13 protein-coding genes are annotated in these 17,943 nt (G+C 69.2%); 12 read left to right on the plus strand and 1 reads right to left on the minus strand.

The genetic code is table 11. From position 1 onward, the window contains the following. The first annotated feature begins 239 nt into the window (after positions 1-239). The 11 genes from OG811_RS23035 (at position 240) to OG811_RS23085 (ending at position 15,796) form a co-directional block, all read left to right on the plus strand. Complete coding sequence (locus tag OG811_RS23035) at positions 240-1,232, plus strand: DUF1702 family protein (RefSeq protein WP_406068585.1); 993 nt, start codon at positions 240-242, stop codon at positions 1,230-1,232. After that, positions 1,229-6,985 carry a type I polyketide synthase gene (locus OG811_RS23040; RefSeq protein WP_406068587.1) on the plus strand — a complete coding sequence of 1,919 codons (5,757 nt, stop codon included), beginning with the start codon at positions 1,229-1,231 and terminating at the stop codon, positions 6,983-6,985. The genes OG811_RS23035 and OG811_RS23040 overlap by 4 nt, the downstream gene beginning before the upstream one ends. Positions 6,986-6,988: 3 nt before the next feature. After that, positions 6,989-7,411 (plus strand): acyl-CoA thioesterase, encoded by a 423-nt coding sequence (locus OG811_RS23045; protein ID WP_347662430.1) that lies wholly within the window; start codon positions 6,989-6,991, stop codon positions 7,409-7,411. Then, entirely contained in the window at positions 7,404-7,991 is a 588-nt protein-coding gene (locus tag OG811_RS23050) for a flavin reductase family protein (protein WP_406068589.1), read from the plus strand. The genes OG811_RS23045 and OG811_RS23050 overlap by 8 nt, the downstream gene beginning before the upstream one ends. Before the next feature lie 245 nt (positions 7,992-8,236). After that, positions 8,237-10,198, plus strand: a complete 1,962-nt coding sequence (locus tag OG811_RS23055) for a CRTAC1 family protein (RefSeq protein WP_406068591.1) — start codon at positions 8,237-8,239, stop codon at positions 10,196-10,198. A gap of 197 nt (positions 10,199-10,395) precedes the next feature. Further along, positions 10,396-11,241 carry an enediyne biosynthesis protein gene (locus tag OG811_RS23060; RefSeq protein ID WP_406075872.1) on the plus strand — a complete coding sequence of 282 codons (846 nt, stop codon included), beginning with the start codon at positions 10,396-10,398 and terminating at the stop codon, positions 11,239-11,241. A 72-nt stretch (positions 11,242-11,313) separates the two neighbouring features. Further along, positions 11,314-12,039, plus strand: coding sequence for a 4'-phosphopantetheinyl transferase family protein (locus OG811_RS23065; protein ID WP_406068593.1), 726 nt, complete (start codon positions 11,314-11,316; stop codon positions 12,037-12,039). A 337-nt stretch (positions 12,040-12,376) separates the two neighbouring features. Next, positions 12,377-12,733 carry an SCP2 sterol-binding domain-containing protein gene (locus OG811_RS23070; protein ID WP_406075874.1) on the plus strand — a complete coding sequence of 119 codons (357 nt, stop codon included), beginning with the start codon at positions 12,377-12,379 and terminating at the stop codon, positions 12,731-12,733. Between the two features lie 46 nt (positions 12,734-12,779). Beyond that, positions 12,780-13,310 carry a DUF5987 family protein gene (locus OG811_RS23075; protein WP_406075876.1) on the plus strand — a complete coding sequence of 177 codons (531 nt, stop codon included), beginning with the start codon at positions 12,780-12,782 and terminating at the stop codon, positions 13,308-13,310. Then, positions 13,307-14,980 (plus strand): GMC family oxidoreductase N-terminal domain-containing protein, encoded by a 1,674-nt coding sequence (locus OG811_RS23080; protein ID WP_406068595.1) that lies wholly within the window; start codon positions 13,307-13,309, stop codon positions 14,978-14,980. Before OG811_RS23075 ends, OG811_RS23080 begins: the two co-directional genes overlap by 4 nt. A gap of 18 nt (positions 14,981-14,998) precedes the next feature. Then, the gene (locus OG811_RS23085) at positions 14,999-15,796 is read left to right on the plus strand and encodes a TIGR03084 family metal-binding protein (protein WP_406068597.1); all 798 of its coding nucleotides are present in this window, start codon (positions 14,999-15,001) and stop codon (positions 15,794-15,796) included. 209 nt (positions 15,797-16,005) lie between these two features. Here OG811_RS23085 and OG811_RS23090 read toward each other — a convergent pair whose 3' ends face one another. Further along, the gene (locus OG811_RS23090) at positions 16,006-16,746 is read right to left on the minus strand and encodes a helix-turn-helix domain-containing protein (RefSeq protein ID WP_406068599.1); all 741 of its coding nucleotides are present in this window, start codon (positions 16,744-16,746) and stop codon (positions 16,006-16,008) included. 449 nt (positions 16,747-17,195) lie between these two features. On the opposite strand from OG811_RS23090, the gene OG811_RS23095 reads away from it, so the two are divergent. After that, on the plus strand, positions 17,196-17,882 hold the full coding sequence (locus OG811_RS23095) for a DUF899 family protein (protein WP_406068601.1): 687 nt from the start codon (positions 17,196-17,198) through the stop codon (positions 17,880-17,882). Positions 17,883-17,943 lie beyond the last annotated feature (61 nt).

Here is a 17,943-nt window from a genome sequence, read left to right on the forward strand (position 1 = left end):
CCGCGCCGCGGGGTACCGACGACGACCGGCCGCATTGTGGAAAATGGTCCGGATGCGACACGGCATCCGGACCAGTTTCGTTCTTACGGGCCACCGCCTGAACTCGTCTGAAAGCTTTTCTGTCGAGCCCTGGGCAATTCCAAAGAAGACAGGTTGTCGACGCCTTGCCAGGCTCAGGGAGATGGCGAGGCGTATAAAGCTTCCCAATGTCGAACTAGCGGCACAGGAGTAGCCCACCGATGAACGCTCTTCGAGTGATTCGCCGCAAGATAATGACACCCAACCGATCCGCCACCAGGATGGATGTCCGCGGATTCCACGTCAAGAGCCCCGAGGCGCGCACTCTGCTGGAGACCGTCGGTGGCACTTTCCTTGACGGCTATGGAATTGCCGCCGAAGCACGGACACCGGCTGCGGCCGAGGCGCCGTTGGCGACCGTACCCATGCGGTTCCGTGGTTTCGCCCACGAGGGCGCTGCCATGGCCTTCGCCGTCCGCGACGGCCTGCGCCCCGGCGGACGCAACGTCGAACGCTTCCTGGCCGGCGCCGGCGCCGACCACATCTACATGGCGTACGTCGGCGTCGGATGGGCGATGGCACGGCTGCCCCGGATCCGGTGGTCGACGCTGCACTCACCCGACCCGTTGCTGCGATGGCTGGTGCTCGACGGCTACGGGTTCCACCAGGCGTATTTCCGCACCGAGCGCTACGTCCACGACCTGTACGAGGACAGCTCGCTGCCGTGGCGTGACACGGCCGCCAGGGACTACGCGTCCCGCGCCACCGACCAGGGCATCGGCCGGGCCCTGTGGTTCATCGGCGGCACCGACGTCGACGTCGTGACCGGCCTGGTCGAACGCTTTCCGCGCCGTCGGTGGCCCGACCTCTACAGCGGGATTGGGCTCGCCGCCACCTACGCCGGCGGTGCCACCGAGGCCGAGCTGACCGCGTTGTGGGATCACGCCAAGGACTACCGGCCGCAGCTGGCCCAGGGCGCCGCCTTCGCGGCCGGCGCTCGTGCCACCGCCAACCTGATCTGCCCGCACAACGAGGTGGCCACCCGGATCTTCTGCGGTCAGCCGGTGGCGCTGGCGCAGAAGGTCACCGATGAGGCGAAGGTGGACCTTCCGGGCGACGACCAGGTACCGGCGTTCGAGGTCTGGCGCCAACGGATCTCGGACGCCTTTGCTCGTTCCGGACACTACGCACTAACCGCCACGGAGCAAAAATGACCCGGATCGCTATTGTCGGCATGGCCTGCCGTTACCCCGATGCCAACAGTCCCCGCGAGTTGTGGGAGAACGCGGTAGCCGGGCGGCGCGCGTTCCGCCAACTCCCGTCAGAGCGGATGAACCTCGACGACTACTGGTCGGCCGACCCGGACGAACCCGACAAATTCTACTCCCGGATGGCCGCGGTCATCGAGGGTTACGAGTTCGACCGGCTGGCCTTCAAGGTCGCGGGCAGCACGTACCGGTCTACCGACCTAACCCACTGGCTCGCTCTGGACGTCGCGTCGCAGGCGCTGGCCGACGCTGGTTTCCCCGGTGGTGAGGGCCTGCCCCGCCAGCGCACGGCCGTTGTCGTCGGCAACAGCCTCACCGGTGAGTTCTCGCGTGCAAGTCAGATGCGGCTGCGATGGCCGTTCGTCCGGCGTACGGTCGCCGCCGCGCTGCAGCGCGAGGGCTGGGACGACGACCGGCTCGGCACCTTCATCGCGAAGTTGGAGGGCGTCTACAAGGCACCCTTCCCCGAGGTGGACGAGGACACTCTCGCTGGCGGCCTGTCGAACACGATCGCGGGTCGCATCTGCAACTACTTCGACCTCAACGGCGGTGGCTTCACCGTCGACGGCGCCTGCTCCTCGTCCCTGCTGGCGCTGGCGACCGCCTGCAACAACCTGGTCGACGGTGTGGTCGACGTGGCCGTGGCCGGCGGGGTCGACCTGTCGATCGATCCGTTCGAGATGATCGGTTTCGCCAAGACGGGGGCGTTGGCCCGGGGCGAGATGAAGGTCTACGACCGTGGCGCGAACGGCTTCTGGCCCGGTGAGGGCTGCGGCATGGTCGTCCTCATGCGCGAAGAGGACGCCCTGCGCAGCAGCCAGCGGGTGATTGCCACCGTGGCCGGCTGGGGCATGTCCTCCGACGGCAAGGGTGGCATGACCCGGCCCGAATTCAGCGGCTACCAACTGGCGATGCAGCGTGCGTACGAGCGGGCCGGGTTCGGGGTGGAGACGGTGAGCCTGTTCGAGGGCCACGGCACCGGCACCTCGGTCGGCGACGCGACCGAGCTGCGAGCGTTGTCGGAGGCACGCCGGGCTGCCGGGGCCACCGGGACGCCGGCCGTGGTCGGCTCGGTCAAGGCGATGATCGGCCACACCAAGGCCGCCGCCGGCGTGGCCGGTCTGATCAGGGCGGCGATGGCCGTGCACCACCAGGTCCTGCCGCCGGCTCTGGGCTGCGGTGATCCCCACGATCTGCTGACCGCACCGGACGCGACGCTCCGGGTGCTGCGTCAGGCCGAGCCGTGGCCGACCACCGGACCGGTCCGTGCCGGTGTGACCGCCATGGGGTTCGGTGGCATCAACACCCACGTGGTGTTGGAGAACACCAAGCGGCGTAACGGATTCGATGTCCGGACCCGGGCCATCGCCACGGCCATCCAGGACCACGAGCTGCTGCTGGTCGACGCGGCGTCGGTCACCGAGCTGTCGGGTCGGCTGCGGGAGCTGGTCGACTTCGTGCCGGTGATCTCGTACGCCCAGCTCGGCGACCTGGCCGCGAGCCTGCACCAGCGGTTGCGTGACCTACCCTTCCGTGCGGCTGTGGTGGCCAGCTCGCCCGCAGACGCCGTCAGCCGGCTACGCAGCCTGCTGGAGAAGGTCGAGGCCGGCGAGACGACCAGCTTCAGCGCCGACGGACGGACGCTGCTCGGCCACTTCGCCAAGCGCGGACAGATCGGCTTCCTGTTCCCCGGTCAGGGATCCGGCCAGGGAACCAGCGGCGGCGCGATGCGACGCCGTTTCGCGGAAGCGGACGCGGTGTACGCCAAGGCCGCCCTACCCGTCAGCCGCGACACCGTGGCCACCGAGGTGGCGCAACCGCGGATCGTCACCGGCTCGATCGCCGGCCTGCGGGTCCTGGCTTCGCTCGGGCTGCACGGCACGGTCGCCCTCGGCCACAGCCTCGGCGAGCTCTCGGCCCTGCACTGGGCCGGGGCACTGGACGAGGATGCGCTGCTGCGCCTCGCCGCCCAGCGAGGTCAGGCCATGGGTGAGCACGGCATGACCGGCACGATGGCCAGGATCAGCGCTCCGGCGGTGGAGGTCGACCAGATCATCGACGGTTCGGACGTCGTCATCGCCGCCTACAACGGCCCGCAGCAGACGGTCATCGCCGGGCGGGTCGAGGCCGTCGAAGCGGCCTGTGACCGGGCCCGGGCCGCCGGATTCGACGCGGGCCGGCTGCCCGTGTCGCACGCGTTCCACTCGCCGTTGGTCGCGAAGGCGGCCGGGGTGTTCGGGGCGGCGCTCGACGGCCAGGCCTGGGCGCCGCTGACCAATCGGGTGATGTCCTCGGTGACCGGTGAGCTGCTGCCGGCCGACGCGGACCTCACCGGGTTGCTGCGCAACCAGATGACCGATCCGGTGCTGTTCCAGCAGGCTCTCGCCCTGGTCGGCAAGGAGGTCGACCTTTTGATCGAGGTCGGTCCCGGTCGCGTGCTCACGGGACTCGCCGCGGCGGCCGATCTGCGCGCGGTGGCCCTGGACACCGACGACGAGTCGCTGACCGGCGTGCTGCGGGTGGTCGGGGCGGCGTTCGTGGTCGGTGCGGCCGAGGTCGACCCGAGCCTGTTCCACGGTCGGCTGCTCAAGCCGTTGGAGGTCGGCGCACCGCAGTCGTTCTTCGCCAACCCGTGCGAGGCGGCCCCGTCGCTCGACATCGACATTCCCAGCCAACCGGTCGGACCGGCGCCGTCGGTCCAGGCCCAGGCGGACGTGCCGAGGCCGGCAGTCAGCGACGACCCTGCGGGTTCGAGCCTGGAGCTGCTGCGGCGGCTGGCCGCCGAACGGGCCGAGCTGCCGCTGGAGCTGGTGCGTCCGGACAGCCGGCTGCTCGACGACCTGCACCTGAGCTCCATCACCGTCGGTCAGATCGTCAACCAGGTCGCGACCCAGCTCGGGGTCCCGGCCGGGCAGACGCCGCCCAACTTCGCCACCTCGACGGTGCGGGAGCTCGCGGACGCCTACGAGGTACTGGCCCGCAACGCCGAGCCCTTCGACGCGGGCGCGCCGGTGGCGCCCACCGGGGCGGCGCCCTGGGTCCGCCCATGGTCGGTCGACCTGGACGTCACGCCGATGCCGCCCCCGGCGGCCAAGGACACCAACGGTGAGTGGCAGGTCTTCGCGCCGGCCGGTCACCCGTTCGCCCGGGATCTGAGCGCCGTCCTGGCCACGGCCGGGGTGGGCGCGGGCGTGCTGGTCTGCCTGCCACCGGATTGCACCGAGCAGGACCTCGAACTGGCCCTGCGCGGGGCCAAGGTAGTCCTGGCCGGGCCGTCGAACCGGCGGTTCGTCCTGGTCCAGCACGGCCGGGGCGCGGCGGGACTGGCCAAGACGCTGCACCTGGAGTCGCCGCAGACCCGGGTCACCGTGGTTCATCTGGCCGACGCCGATCAGGCGGTGGGGCGGGTGACGGCGGAGACCGCCGTGACAGAGACCTTCGCAGAGGTGTTCTACGACGCGGACGGGACCAGGCGGACCCCGCGACTTCGGGTGCTGCCCTTCGAACCGGCCCGATCCGTCCCGGCCCTCGCGGCACAGGACGTGCTGCTCGTCACCGGGGGCGGCAAGGGCATCACGGCCGAGTGCGCCCTGGCCATGGCCCAGGACAGCGGGGCCAAGCTCGCACTGCTGGGACGATCCGACCCGGCCCACGACGCCGAGCTGTCGGCCAACCTCCAGCAGATGGCGCAGGCCGGCATCACCGTCGAGTACGCACGGGCCGACGTCACCGACGCCCAGTCGGTCACCCGTGCGGTGGCCACCCTGACCGCAACGCTCGGCCCGGTCACCGCGGTGCTGCACGGCGCCGGCCGCAACGAGCCGGCATCGCTGCTCACACTGGAGCCGGAAACCGTCGCCCGTACGCTCGAGCCGAAGGTCGGTGGCCTGCGTGCCGTGCTGGCCGCCGTCGACCCGCAACAGGTGCGACTGCTGGTCACCCTGGGCAGCATCATCGGCCGCGCAGGGCTGCCCGGCGAGGCCCACTACGCCATGGCGAACGAGTGGCTGGACGACGCCACCTCCGAGTTCGGCCGGCGGAACCCGCACTGCCGCACGCTCTGCCTGGAGTGGTCGGTGTGGTCGGGCGTCGGCATGGGCGAACGGCTGGACGTGGTCGAGAAGCTCGACCGCGACGGGGTGAGCGCCATCCCGCCGGAGCAGGGGATCGCCGTGCTCCGGCGACTGCTGGCCGACCCGGACAGCCCGAACACCGTGGTGATCAGCGGCCGGACCCATGGCATCGACACGATGCGCTACGAAGCGCCGGAGCTGCCACTGCTGCGCTTCGTCGACCGACCGTTGGTGCGCTACCACGGGGTCGAGCTGATCTGCGAGGTCGAGCTCAGCTCGGGCACCGACCTCTACCTGGCCGATCACCTGCTCGACGGCAACCAGCTCTTCCCGGCGGTGTTCGGCATGGAAGCCATGGCTCAGGTCGCGGCGGCCGTCACCGGTGCGGTCAACGCACCGGTCGTCGACAACGCCGAGTTCCTCCGGCCGATCGTCGTGCCGGTGCACGGGAGCACCCGGATCCGGATCGCGGCCGTCGTCACCGGCCCGGACACCGTCGAGGTCGCGTTGCACAGCGAGGAGACCGGCTTCAACGCCGATCACTTCCGGGCCCGCCTGAGCTTCACGCCGACGACCCCGACGGCCGGCGCTCCCGAGCAGATCGAGCCCGGTCTGCCCGAGGTTCCGCTGGATCCGGCGACCGACCTCTACGGCCCGGTCCTGTTCCAGGGCCGTCGGTTCCAGCGCCTGCGGACGTACCATCTGGCCGCGGCGCGCGAGGTGGACGCCACCGTGGCGGCGGACGCGTCGACCGACTGGTTCGCCTCCTACCTGCCGTCCACGCTGCTGCTCGGCGATCCCGGTGTGCGGGACGCGATGATGCACGGCAACCAGGTCTGCGTACCCGACGCGACGTTGCTGCCACAGGGAATCGAGCGGATCGTGCCGGCGGGTGCGGCCATGTTCGACGCCGACTCGCTCCGGTTCCGGGCCACCGAACGCTCGCGGGACGGGGACACCTACGTCTACGACATCGCGTTGCGCGACGCGGCCGGCACCGTGGTCGAGCGGTGGGAAGGCCTGCGGCTGCGCGCCGTACGCAAGCAGGACGGCTCGGGACCCTGGCACCCGGTCCTGCTCGGTTGCTACCTGGAGCGGGCGATGCAGGACGTGCTGGGGTCGGCGGTTGCGGTCGCGGTCGAACCCGCGCCGGCCGGGCCGGCCCAGTCGACCACCACGGTCGCGGTAGGTCGGGCCCTGGGTGCGCCGGTCAAGGTCCGCTACGGCAAGGACGGCCAACCTCGGGTCGCCGGGGGGCGGCACGTCTCGGCCAGTTCGGCGGCCGGCCTCGCCCTGTCCGTCGCTGCTTCGGACCGGGTCGGCTGCGCGCTCGCGCCGGTGACCCACCGGACCGCGCAGGAGTGGGCCGATCACCTCGGCTCACACGCGGAGGTGGCACACCTGGTCGTCCAGGCCGTCGGGGAACCGCTCGACGCCGCGGCAAGCCGGGTCCAGGCCGCCCTGGACTGCCTGCCCGATGCCGGTGAGTGGCGTCTGATCACGACCGAACCGATCGGTTGGGTCGTGCTCGGGTGCGGTGACCGGCGGGTCGCCACCTTTGTCACCCGGATGTCCGGAGGGCAGGACAAGGTTGCCCTGGCCATTCTCAGCGGAGGGCGTGAATAGGCGATGAGCAAATACTACGAGTACCGCCACACCGTGGGGTTCGAGGAAACCAACATGGTCGGCAACGTCTACTACGTCAACTATCTGCGTTGGCAGGGCCGGTGCCGGGAGATGTTCCTCAAGGACCGGGCACCGGCGGTCCTCGAGGATCTTCAGCAGGATCTGAAGTTGTTCACCCTCCGGGTCGACTGCGAATTCTTCGCCGAGCTCGCCGCCTTCGACGAGTTGTGCATCCGCATGCGATTGACCGAGCTGGCGCAGACCCAGGTGCAGTTCGGCTTCGACTACGTGCGGTTGGACGAGAGCGGGGAGACCCTCGTCGCCCGCGGCAGTCAACGAGTCGCCTGCATGCGGGGACCCAACACCCGGACGATTCCGGCCCGCGTGCCGGAGGCACTGGCCAAGGCCCTGCAGCCCTATGCCTAGACGGCCCGCGGAGGCGAATGTGGAAAAGCTCCAACCAGCTCAGGATGTGGTCCACGAGAGGGCGTCGCTACGCCGTGTGTTCGGCGCTTTCGCTACCGGCGTCACCGTGGTGACAGTGGGTGGAGAAATTGCTCACGGCATGACAGCCAACTCCTTCACCGCTGCCTCCCTCGACCCGCCGCTGATTCTGGTCTGTGTCGGGCGGGACGCCCTCATGCACGAGGTCATGGAGCAGCAGCCCGCGTTCGCGGTGTCGATCCTGGCCGCCGACCAGGCCCAGTTGGCGCGCTACTTCGCCGACAAGCGGCGGCCGGTCGGCCGGGACCAGTTCAACACGGTGTCGTGGTCTCCCGGGGCCCACAGCGGTGCGCCTCTCATCGACGGGTCGCTGGCCCATCTCGAATGCGAACTGGAGCAACGCCACGAGGCGGGCGACCACACGATCTATGTCGGTCGGGTGCTGTCATTGTGGCGTCGGCCCGGAGATGACGCACTGCTGTTCCTCAACGGCCAGTTCCTGCGTAGAGACGACCAGCCGGAGCCGGTGCCGGCCCAGCCGGGGTCGACCGACGCCGCATAGGACGGATCTTCACGCCCGGGCGGCCGCAGCCGCCGGGTTGTTCGGAACAATTGTCTCGTCCACGGATCGCGCGGACCCGGCTCGGCCGTCATGGTGGCCCGCCGGGTCTTCGCGCGTCCGTCCCCAAACCATTGCGCATGTCACGAGAAGACGTGCCGCAGCGCAGAAATCAGGATTTCTTCGGCAGGCATTGCTGCCGCCGTTCGGCGTCGGGTGACGCCATTCCGTCGAGATGAGAGGATCCAATGCGATCCAGCCCAGTCGCGGTGGTCCGCAGACTCGCCCCAGCGCTATTTGTTCTCGTCCTGGCCAGCACGCTGTTCGTGGTGGCCCAGCGGCCCTCGATCTCCGCGGCCCACGAGGCCGCCCTGGCCTCGCAGTACCGATTCACGGAAGTCCCGATCGCTCTGCCGGCCAACCTGCCGCAGAAGTCCGTCCGGGTGGTCAACCCGCGGTACAAGCACATTCGGTCGTGGATCTCGTCGGTCGGTGCCGCCATCTCCGTCAACGACCTGGACGGTCGTGGCGTGGCCAACGACCTGTGCCTGGTCGACACGCGCTCCGACGCGGCCATCGTCACCCCGGCCCCGGTCGGTGGCGACTCCTACCAGCCGTTCGTGCTGGATCCGGCCCCACTGCCGATGAGTGACGTCATCGCACCGATGGGCTGCGTCCCGGGCGACTACAACGGCGACGGCTGGAACGACCTGCTGGTCTACTACTGGGGTCGTACCCCGGTGGTGTTCCTGCACCGCGGCCAACCGGGCCTGCTGACCCTGGCCAGTTACCAGCCCACCGAGCTGATCGCGCCGTCGACCGGGCCCGGTGGCACCTACCAGGGCAAGCAGTGGAACACCAACGCCGTGGCGGTCGCGGACTTCGACGGAGACGGGCACCCCGACATCGGAGTGTTCAACTACTTCCCGGAAAGCGGCGTGCTGGACCCGCACGGGCAGCCCAACGTCCAGATGAACCACTCCATGTCGCGGGCCACCAACGCCGGTGGCGCGCACATTCTGCGCTTTACCGGGGCGACCGCGACGTCCGTCTCCTTCGAGGAGGAGCCGGCCCTCAACCCGCGCTTCGCCTCCGGCTGGACGCTGGGCGCCAGCTCGGCCGATCTGGACGGCGACCTGCTCCCCGAGCTCTACCTCGCCAACGACTTCGGCCAGGACCGGATGTTCCACAACCGGTCGACACTGGGCGACATCAAGTTCGAGCTGGTGGAGGGCGAGCGGGACGCGCTCACGCCGAAGTCCCTGGTCGTCGGGCACGACTCGTTCAAGGGCATGTCCATCGAGTTCGGCGACCTGAACGGCAACGGCCAGTTCGACGCGTTCGTCAGCAACATTACCACCGCGTGGGGTCTGGAGGAGAGCAACCTGACCTGGATCAACACCGAGAGCAGCGCGGCGGGGGCGAAGGCGAAGCTGGACAAGGGCATCGCGCCGTTCCGCAACGAGGCCGCCGACCTCGACATGGCCTGGACGGGCTGGGGTTGGGATTCCAAGATGGCCGACTTCAACAACAGCGGTCACCTGTCCGTGGTGCAGGCCTGCGGATTCGTGAAGGGCACCATCAACCGGTTCAACTGGTTGCAGGAACTGGCCATGAGCAACGACCTGTTGCTGGAGAACCCGGACATGTGGCCCAAGGCCGAGCCGGGTGACGACATCGCCGGGCACGAGCCCATGGCGTTCTGGGTACGCGACGGCAGCGGCCGCTACGTGAACGTCAGCGCCGAGCTGGGCCTGGACGTGCCGATCCCGACCCGGGGTGTGGCGGTCGCCGACACCGACGGCGACGGCGGGCAGGAGTTCGCCATCGCCCGCCAGTGGGGCCCACCGGCCTTCTACCGCAACGACAGCGCCGGTCGTGGGGACTACCTGGGCCTGCGCCTCCACCGGCCAGCCAGCAGCGGCGCCGCGGGCGGACCGGTCGGCACCCCGGCGTACGGCGCCAAGGTCCTGGTGACCACCGCCGACGGCAAACGGCAGATCGCCCAGCTCGACGGTGGCGGCGGCCACTCCGGCAAGCGGAGCTTCGATGTGTTCTTCGGTCTCGGCGACCAGGGCTCGCAACCGGTGTCGGCCGAGATCAGCTGGCGGGACGTGAACGGGACCGCCCATGTGCAGACGGTTGACCTGGCCGCTGGCTGGCACGACCTGATGCTGACCGACCAGGTCAAGGAGGTAGCAGCGAAATGACGGCGACGGACAGCGTCGCGACCAGTGACGGACGCGGCCCGAATCATCTCTCCAGCACCACGACCCTCCCGTCGCCAGCCAAGGACGTGTCGGTGCCGCCGGCGCTGAAGGCTGCGGCGGACCGGCAGGCCACCAAGCCACCACGGGTGGACCGCCGCGACCCGCGCTACCTGGCGCTCCGCAACTTCGCCATCTCCATGAGCATCTTCAACATCCTGGGCTACACGGTCCTCGGGTTCGAGCAGCCGTGGGCCTGGCCGTTCTTCGCGCTGGCCATCGGCCTGGGCCTGGAGATCGTGATCGCGTTGATCGCGGCCTGGGCCACCCGGAGCACACCCGCCTTCGCCGGACACGGAGCCTGGGGGGTCTTCACCTTCCTCCTACCGGCCTACATCACCACGCTCGCGGTCAACATGCTGCTCTACGCGAACGACCGGTTCTGGCCGATCGCCCTCGCGGTGGTGATCGGTGTCGGCCAGAAGGCGGTGCTCGTCGCGCCGATCAAGGGGCGGATGCGGCACTTCATGAATCCGTCGAACTTCGGCATCACGATGTGCCTTCTCCTGTTCACCTGGGTCAACATCGCCCCGCCCTACCACTTCACCGAACACGTGCCCGATGTCTTCCGGATCATCATCCCGGTCGTCCTGCTGACCGCCGGTACGGTGCTGAACGCCGTACTGACGAAGAAGGTGCCGCTGATCCTGGGCTGGGTCGGCACGTTCGTCATCCAGGCCCTGGTGCGGCACTGGGTCTGGGACGTCTCCCTGTGGGCCGCGCTGGTGCCGATGACCGGTGTGGCGTTCCTGCTCTACACCAACTACATGGTGACCGATCCCGGCACCACCCCGAGCAGGCCGCTTCACCAGTTCATGTTCGGCATGAGTGTCGGTCTCGTGTACGGCGTGCTGATGCAGTTCAACATCGTGTACACCCTCTTCTTCGCGACCACCCTCGTCTGCCTGGGTCGGGGTGCGTTCTGGTGGCTGAAGTGGTGGCGCGAACGCGGCCAGAAGACGGTCGCCGCCGCGCCGGCGGGCTGACGCGTGAGCGCCGCGGTCTCGGGCGTCGCGACGGACGGGGCGGCCGACGCCATCGATTGTCACGTGTGGTGGATGGACACGACGGATGCTCCCGACTGGTGCGAGGAACTGCTCAGCGAACCGGAACGGGCCCGCGCCGACTCCTTCCGACAGGTTCCGGGACGACGACGGTTCGCGGCCGCCACCGCTCTGCTCAAGGTCGCCGTGGCGGGATCGGTGGGCTGCGATCCCTTCGACGTGAAGCTGCGTCGGGAGTGCCCGGACTGCCGACGGCTGCACGGGCGCCCCGAGGTGGTGGGTGGCACACCGAACGTCTCCCTGTCGCACAGCGCCGACCTGTTGGCGGTCGCGCTGTGTGCGGACGGGCCGGTCGGGGTGGACGTGGAGCAGGTGAACCCGGATGTCGACATGGACGGCATGCTGCGATTCGTGTTCGGTGACGCCGAGCGTGGCTTCTTCGACGAGATTCGCGGCAGGCAGGCCCGACTCGAGGCGTTCTTCCAGTGCTGGACCCGCAAGGAGTCGGTGCTGAAGGCGACCGGTGACGGGCTGCGGATCCCGATGTCGAACGTGACGTTGGAGGCACCAGACGGGCACGTACGACTGGCCGGCTTCACCAACCGTCCGGAGCTGGTCGAGGCGACACAGATCGTCGATCTGCAATCCGGACCGGGATACGTCGGGGCGGTCACGGTGTTGTCGACCCGGCCCGTACGGGTCTGGCAGCTGGACGGGGCCGACGCGTTCACCGCCGCGGCCGAGCTCGTCCGCGACCGGTCACGGATCGCAGTGCGATAGGGCGGTATTCCCTTCGTACGGGACACGAGTGCCGGGCGCCCAGGCGTCCGGCACTCGTTGTCGTCCCTGCCGATCCGTCAGCGGTGTCCGCCGCTCGGAACACACGGCCACTGATCACCGATCAGGTGTCGCGCTGCCGGCGAACGGCACGGGGGAAGAGGGCCGAGGGTGGCCAGCGGTGCCATGGTCAAGGGCATCCGCGTGGCCCGCACTGCCGGAAACCGTTACGCGACAGGAGATTCGACGGATGAGCCCAGTCGACATGAGCCCTCTTCAGGACCGGCTCGAGTTTGCCCGACAGGTCAAGGCCGCCTCCAACGGCGAGCTGCTGGCGCTGATGCAGTCACCACGCCGTGCCTCGATCGTGCACGACATCCTCCAGGACCTGCCCGCGGTCTTCCGGGCCGACCGGGCCGGCGGACTCGAGGCGGTGGTGCACTGGAAGGTGACCGGGCGTTCTGACGGCGGCACCGACACGCTGGAACTGGTCATCAGGCAGGGAACGCTGACGGCGTCCCTGGAACCGACCCACCCGCCCCGTCTGACGCTGACCCTCGGGCCGGTCGACTTCCTGAGGATGGTCACCGGCAACGCAAACCCCAAGATCCTCTTCCTGCGGGGCCGCATGAAGGCCCGCGGCGATCTGGGCCTCACCACGCGATTCCCGACCCTGTTCGACACGCCGCGGCCGTAAAGGAAGGTATGTGGACACAAACGATGGCCTGACGGCCGACCAGGTGATGACCCTGGAGGCGTACGCCGACACCATCATTCCCGGCGAAAAGCGTGGTCCGACCGATCGGGCCGTCGCCGGCGAGGTGAGCGGGGGAGGCGCGGTCGCCTCCGGCGCCGTGGAGCTGATGCTCACCCCGGAGGGCGGCCTGGCCGGCACGCTGGACAGCCTGGCCGAAGGGCTCAACGAGCACGCGCGCCACTACACCGCCCGGATCGGCCTCGACCCGGACCCCACGGTGCCGCCCTTCGTGGCGCTGGCATTCGCCGACCGGGTCGGCCTCGCTCAGGAGCTGCTGGCGCCGGGCCACCCGGAGCAGGAGCTGTGGGTCGCGTTGGCCATGTTCAGCGCCATGGCCTGGGACACCGGGGCCCACATGAGTACGTCCGACGCCCTGGCGTCGGGCCATCCAGGGTTGACCTCGATGGGTTTCATGCCGCCCGAGCCGGACGGCGTCTGGCGCTTCCCGAGGTTTTCCTATGGCCGTGCCCTCGCCGCGATCCATCCGCGGACGACCCCGAGAGGAGATCCGCAGTGACAGCCCACGATCGAACCGATGTCCTGGTCATCGGCAGCGGCTTCGGCGGTGCGATTCCCGCGTACCACCTGGCGGCCGGCGGCGCCTCGGTCGTCGTTCTCGAACGAGGCCCGTGGCTGACCGCCGACGAGTTCGACCACGACTTCAAGTTCGGTTCGTCGTCGACCCGGGTGTTCGAGTTCACCATGGGCGAGGGGATGAACGTGCTGGGCGGCAACTGCGTCGGCGGCGGCAGCGTCGTCTACTTCGCGGCCATGCCCCGCGCCCCGCAGTTCGTCTTCGAGCGCGAGGGCAGCCTCGGCCACCGGATGTGGCCGAAGTCCATCACCCGGGAATCACTGGAGCCCTGGTACGACCGGGTCGCCCAGGCCCTGCCCATCACCCAGAGCACCTGGGACGACGTCACGTACGCCGGCGGTGTGTTCGCCGCAGCCTGCGACCATGCCGGCCTCACGGCCAACCCGGTCGCGGCGGCGATCGACACGGACCTGTGCACCAACTGCAACTGGATGATGTCGGGCTGCAAGTTCGACGCGAAGCGGTCGCTTCTGCTCAACTATCTGCCGGCGGCGGTCGACCACGGTGCCCAGATCCGACCTCTGCACGAGGTGCAACGCATCGAGCGGTCGCCCGAGGGCGACTTCCTGGTCCACTACACGGTGGTCGATCCGGTCGACTACCGCGTACAGGTCGACGCCGGAGTCATCGAGGCGAAGATCGTGGTGGTCGCAGCCGGCGCGGCCGCGACGCCGGTCATCCTGCAACGGTCCGAGGAGAATCTCGGGCCGATGCCACCCGCGGTCGGGCGCTACTTTTCCGGCAATGGTGAGCGGCTCAACACGGCCATCCTCAACGAAGACCGGGTTCGCGACGTCCTCGGCCTGGATCGGGGCGACGGCCTGGCCTACGCGGCCAACCAGATCGGTCGAGGCCCGTCCGCCGCCAGCTGGGACCGCCTCGACGGCGCGTTGCCGGAGTTCAGTCGCTACTCCCTGGAACAGCTGTACTTCCCACCGGGGTTCGGCACGATTCTCGCGCAGGCGCCCGACGCCGAGGGGCCGAGCTGGTTCGGGGTCGACAAGAAGGAGATCCTGCGGCGTTGGCAGTCATGGCTGACCATCTTCATCATGTCGGAGGACGACAACGAAGGAGTCTTCGGTCCTCCTCCGGAGACCGGCAACGCCGAACGCATCTCCATGCAGATGCTCAGCCGGGGAAATCTGCGGTACGAACCCAGCGCCAACACCCGGCACGGGTGGGCTCTGGCCGACGCGGACATCCGCGACATCCTTGAGCGCGACGGCCTGGCCCGGGTCATGCCCTGGACCAACGAGGTCATCGGGGCGTACACCGTGCATCCGCTGGCGTCGTGCCGGATGGGTGACGACCCGGAGACCTCGGCTCTGGACGACACGAACGAGCTGCGCGACCACCCCGGAATCTTCGTGACCGACGGCTCGGCCGTGCCCGGTGCGTTGACGGTCAACCCCGCGTTCACCATCGCCGCGATCGCCGAGCGCGCCGTGCCGAACATCGTCCGGGCCGCCCAGGCCCGCGGCGTCGACGTGCGCTACCTCGGGTCACTGCCGGCGACGGCCCGGGTCAGTCGTAAGGCACCGGTCACGGTGACCGGCCGGGACGGCCAGCCCGTGACAGTCCCCTCGGTATAGGCGAATCAAGGAGGAAATGTGTCGGATCAGATGAATACCTACGATGATCTGATTGCTGACGGAGACGACATCGAGACGCTGGTGACCGGGTTGAGTCCGGCGCAGTGGTCCTTGGACACCCCGGCGCCGGGCTGGACCGTCAAGCACCAGATCGCCCACCTGGCCTTCGTGTCCCACCTGGCCGCCCTGTCGGCCAGCCAGCCGGAGGCCTTCGCCGACCACGTGGCGGACGCCAAGCGCGACTTCCAGGCGGCGGTGAACAACGCGCTGACCGCGTACCTGGCGCTGTCCACGGACTCGTTGGTGGACAAGTGGCGGCAGGAACGCAACGCCGCCGCCAAGGCGTTGGCCGCCGTCGAGCCCACGGCCACCGTGCCCTGGCTGGTCACGCCGTTGCCGCCGTCGGTGTTGGCCGCGGCCGGCATGATGGAGCTGTTCGGCCACGGCCAGGACATCGCCGACGCGCTCGGGCAGACCCGCGAGTTGACCGACCGGATCGGCCACCTGGCCTGGTTCGGCTTCCGTACCCGCGATTTCGGGTACCACGCGCACGGGTTGACGCCGCCGACCGAGGAGTTCCGGGTCGAGGTGACCGGCCCCTCGGGCGTGGTCTGGGAGTTCGGGCCGGCCGACGCGACCCAACGGGTGACCGGGCCAGCCGTCGACTTCGCCCTGTTGGTCAGCCGCCGTCGACACCGCGACGACCTGTCCCTGATTGCGCAGGGCGAGGAAGCCGACCGCTGGCTCGACATCGCGCAGGCCTACCGCGGGCCGGCCGGGGCCGGTCGCCGACCTGGCCAGTTCGCCAAGCGGTAGCCACGCCGAGGTCCGCCCCCGCGAGCGCCTAAAGAGGGCTCGCGGGGGCGGACCTCGCTGTGTGTCCGCAGCACCGTGGTCCTCGTCGACCTGGGTCTGCCCGGCGGCGACGGGCTCGACGTGGTGGTTCGAGCCGCCAGGTCGGCGGGTGGCGGCCGCCGCAGGCGCTGAGGCCTCCGGCGTGGCGACGGGTCCGGGCCCGCGTCGCGTCACCTGCCTCGGGACGCCAGCTCTGGGGTGCGGCTCGACTCCGACCGCGCGGAACGGCCCAGGTTGTGGGCTTCCAGGTCGGGGATCGCGTAGAGGATGGGTAGGTCCGTCATCTGCTTCGGCCGCAGCGCGACACCGACCATGCTCGTGGACCGGTCCGTCACGGTGACCGGGTCGACGTCGCCCAGGAGCAGTGACCGCCGGGTCCAGGGTTCCGGGTCGACGCTGTCCGCCGTTGCCACAGCTCTGATGAACCACTGCCCGGGGGGCACATCGGGCAGGCAGTAGCGTGCCTTGGTGCCGGCTTCCGCCTCGACGACGGTCCAAGACGCCGGTCGACGCTGGATGATCGGGGTGTCGAAGGCGCCGATGTAGACCCTGGCCCTGGCGTACCCGATCGGCAGGGTGACGGTGCCGGTCACCGTGCCCGATTCGGGCAGTGAGCGCTTCTCCGGCTGGGGCGTCCCGCGCATGCCCTCGGTCCACATCCGTCGGAATCGGCTCGGTGACGCGCCGACGCTGTCGGTGAAGTGGTTCGTGAACGAGCCCAGGCTGTTGAAGCCGACGGCCAGGGAGATGTCCGTGACGCTCAGCTTGGTGGTGGCCAGCAGGCGTTTTGCCTGGTAGATGCGGACCGCCGAGAGGTACCTCCCGGGGGAGACGCGGGTAGCGGCCCGGAACACCCTGGAGAAATGAAACCGGCTGAGGATTGCGCTCTTCGCGATCTCGTCGAGCGACAAGGGCTCACTGTAGCCCTCCCAGATGCGCGCTATGGCGGATGTGATAGCACTGTTCATGTGGGCCTCCGTGTTCGCAGCAACACGATCCGTTAGAACTCTGCCCCGGGGGACTCGAGAGCCGGTGGGGCTCGGATGGGCCCGTGGTCGAGGCCGACTAGAGCCCGGCGTCGATGTCCGGAACAGACCAGCCCGCAGGTCTACTGTGGACTCGCGGGCCCGGAATCCGGCATGCTGTAAGGCCCTGCACACCGGCTGACTTCTGCCCAAGCGGCGCGCCCGGATCGGACCCGACCCCCTCAGGCACACGGCACCGTGACGCCGGACCAGACGATCGCACGCCTCTCCCGCGGGCTCTGACGGGCAACGGCAGAGCGGCGCCGGGGCGACGATGTGGGCAGCAGTCGAGGTTCGGCGCCTCTGATGGCCCATCAACCGAAGAGGAGATGCTCATGGTGTTGCCGCAGGTGGTCTCCCGCGATCAATGGCTGACGGCCCGTAGAGAGCTCCTTGCCAGGGAGGAGCAGCTCTCCCGGCGGCATGCCGCGGTGGCCGCCGCTCGCCGTCGCCTGCCGATGGTACGGATCGAGAAGGACTACGTCTTCGAGGGCGAACGCGGGCGGGCCACCCTGCCGGAGCTGTTCGAGGGCTGTCGCCAGCTGATCGTCTTCCACTTCATGTTCGATCCCGCCTGGGACGAGGCCTGCCCGAGCTGTTCGGCATTCTCGGGAAGGCTCCACCCGGGGCTGCTCGCGGCGATGCGGGCGCGGGACACGGCGTTCGTCGCTGTGTCCCGCGCGTCACTGGCAAAGCTGAAGGCCAGCAGGGGCTGGCAGCGGTGGCATTTCCCCTGGTATTCGTCATTTGGTAGTGATTTCAACTACGACTTCCACGTCACCTTGGACGAGCGGGTCGCCCCGGTGATGTACAACTTCGAGTCCAAGGAGGAGATCCTGGCGGCCGGTTCGCCGATCGAACTGGTCGTGAGCGAGATTCCGGTCGAGATCGTCGGCCTGAGTTGCTTCATCCAGGACAACGGCAGCGTCTTCCACACCTACTCCACCTACGATCGCGGCGTCGAAGAGCTCAGCCAGGCCGACAGTCTGCTCGAGTTGACCGCCCTGGGCGGCCAGACGTAATCGGCGCCGGCCGAGCGCGTCGGCCACGGACGGGTCCCACGCCGCGGCGGAACGACTTCAC

Source organism: Micromonospora sp. NBC_01638 (assembly GCF_045209745.1).
In the GTDB taxonomy this organism is placed as follows: domain Bacteria; phylum Actinomycetota; class Actinomycetes; order Mycobacteriales; family Micromonosporaceae; genus Micromonospora.

Bases quoted from the DNA above. Each gene is read 5' to 3' on its own strand.
- OG811_RS23035 (WP_406068585.1), top strand. From the start codon at position 240: ATGAACGCTCTTCGAGTGATTCGCCGCAAGATAATGACACCCAACCGA.
- OG811_RS23040 (WP_406068587.1), top strand. From the start codon at position 1,229: ATGACCCGGATCGCTATTGTCGGCATGGCCTGCCGTTACCCCGATGCC.
- OG811_RS23045 (WP_347662430.1), top strand. From the start codon at position 6,989: ATGAGCAAATACTACGAGTACCGCCACACCGTGGGGTTCGAGGAAACC.
- OG811_RS23050 (WP_406068589.1), top strand. From the start codon at position 7,404: ATGCCTAGACGGCCCGCGGAGGCGAATGTGGAAAAGCTCCAACCAGCT.
- OG811_RS23055 (WP_406068591.1), top strand. From the start codon at position 8,237: ATGCGATCCAGCCCAGTCGCGGTGGTCCGCAGACTCGCCCCAGCGCTA.
- OG811_RS23060 (WP_406075872.1), top strand. From the start codon at position 10,396: ATGAGCATCTTCAACATCCTGGGCTACACGGTCCTCGGGTTCGAGCAG.
- OG811_RS23065 (WP_406068593.1), top strand. From the start codon at position 11,314: ATGGACACGACGGATGCTCCCGACTGGTGCGAGGAACTGCTCAGCGAA.
- OG811_RS23070 (WP_406075874.1), top strand. From the start codon at position 12,377: ATGCAGTCACCACGCCGTGCCTCGATCGTGCACGACATCCTCCAGGAC.
- OG811_RS23075 (WP_406075876.1), top strand. From the start codon at position 12,780: ATGACCCTGGAGGCGTACGCCGACACCATCATTCCCGGCGAAAAGCGT.
- OG811_RS23095 (WP_406068601.1), top strand. From the start codon at position 17,196: ATGGTGTTGCCGCAGGTGGTCTCCCGCGATCAATGGCTGACGGCCCGT.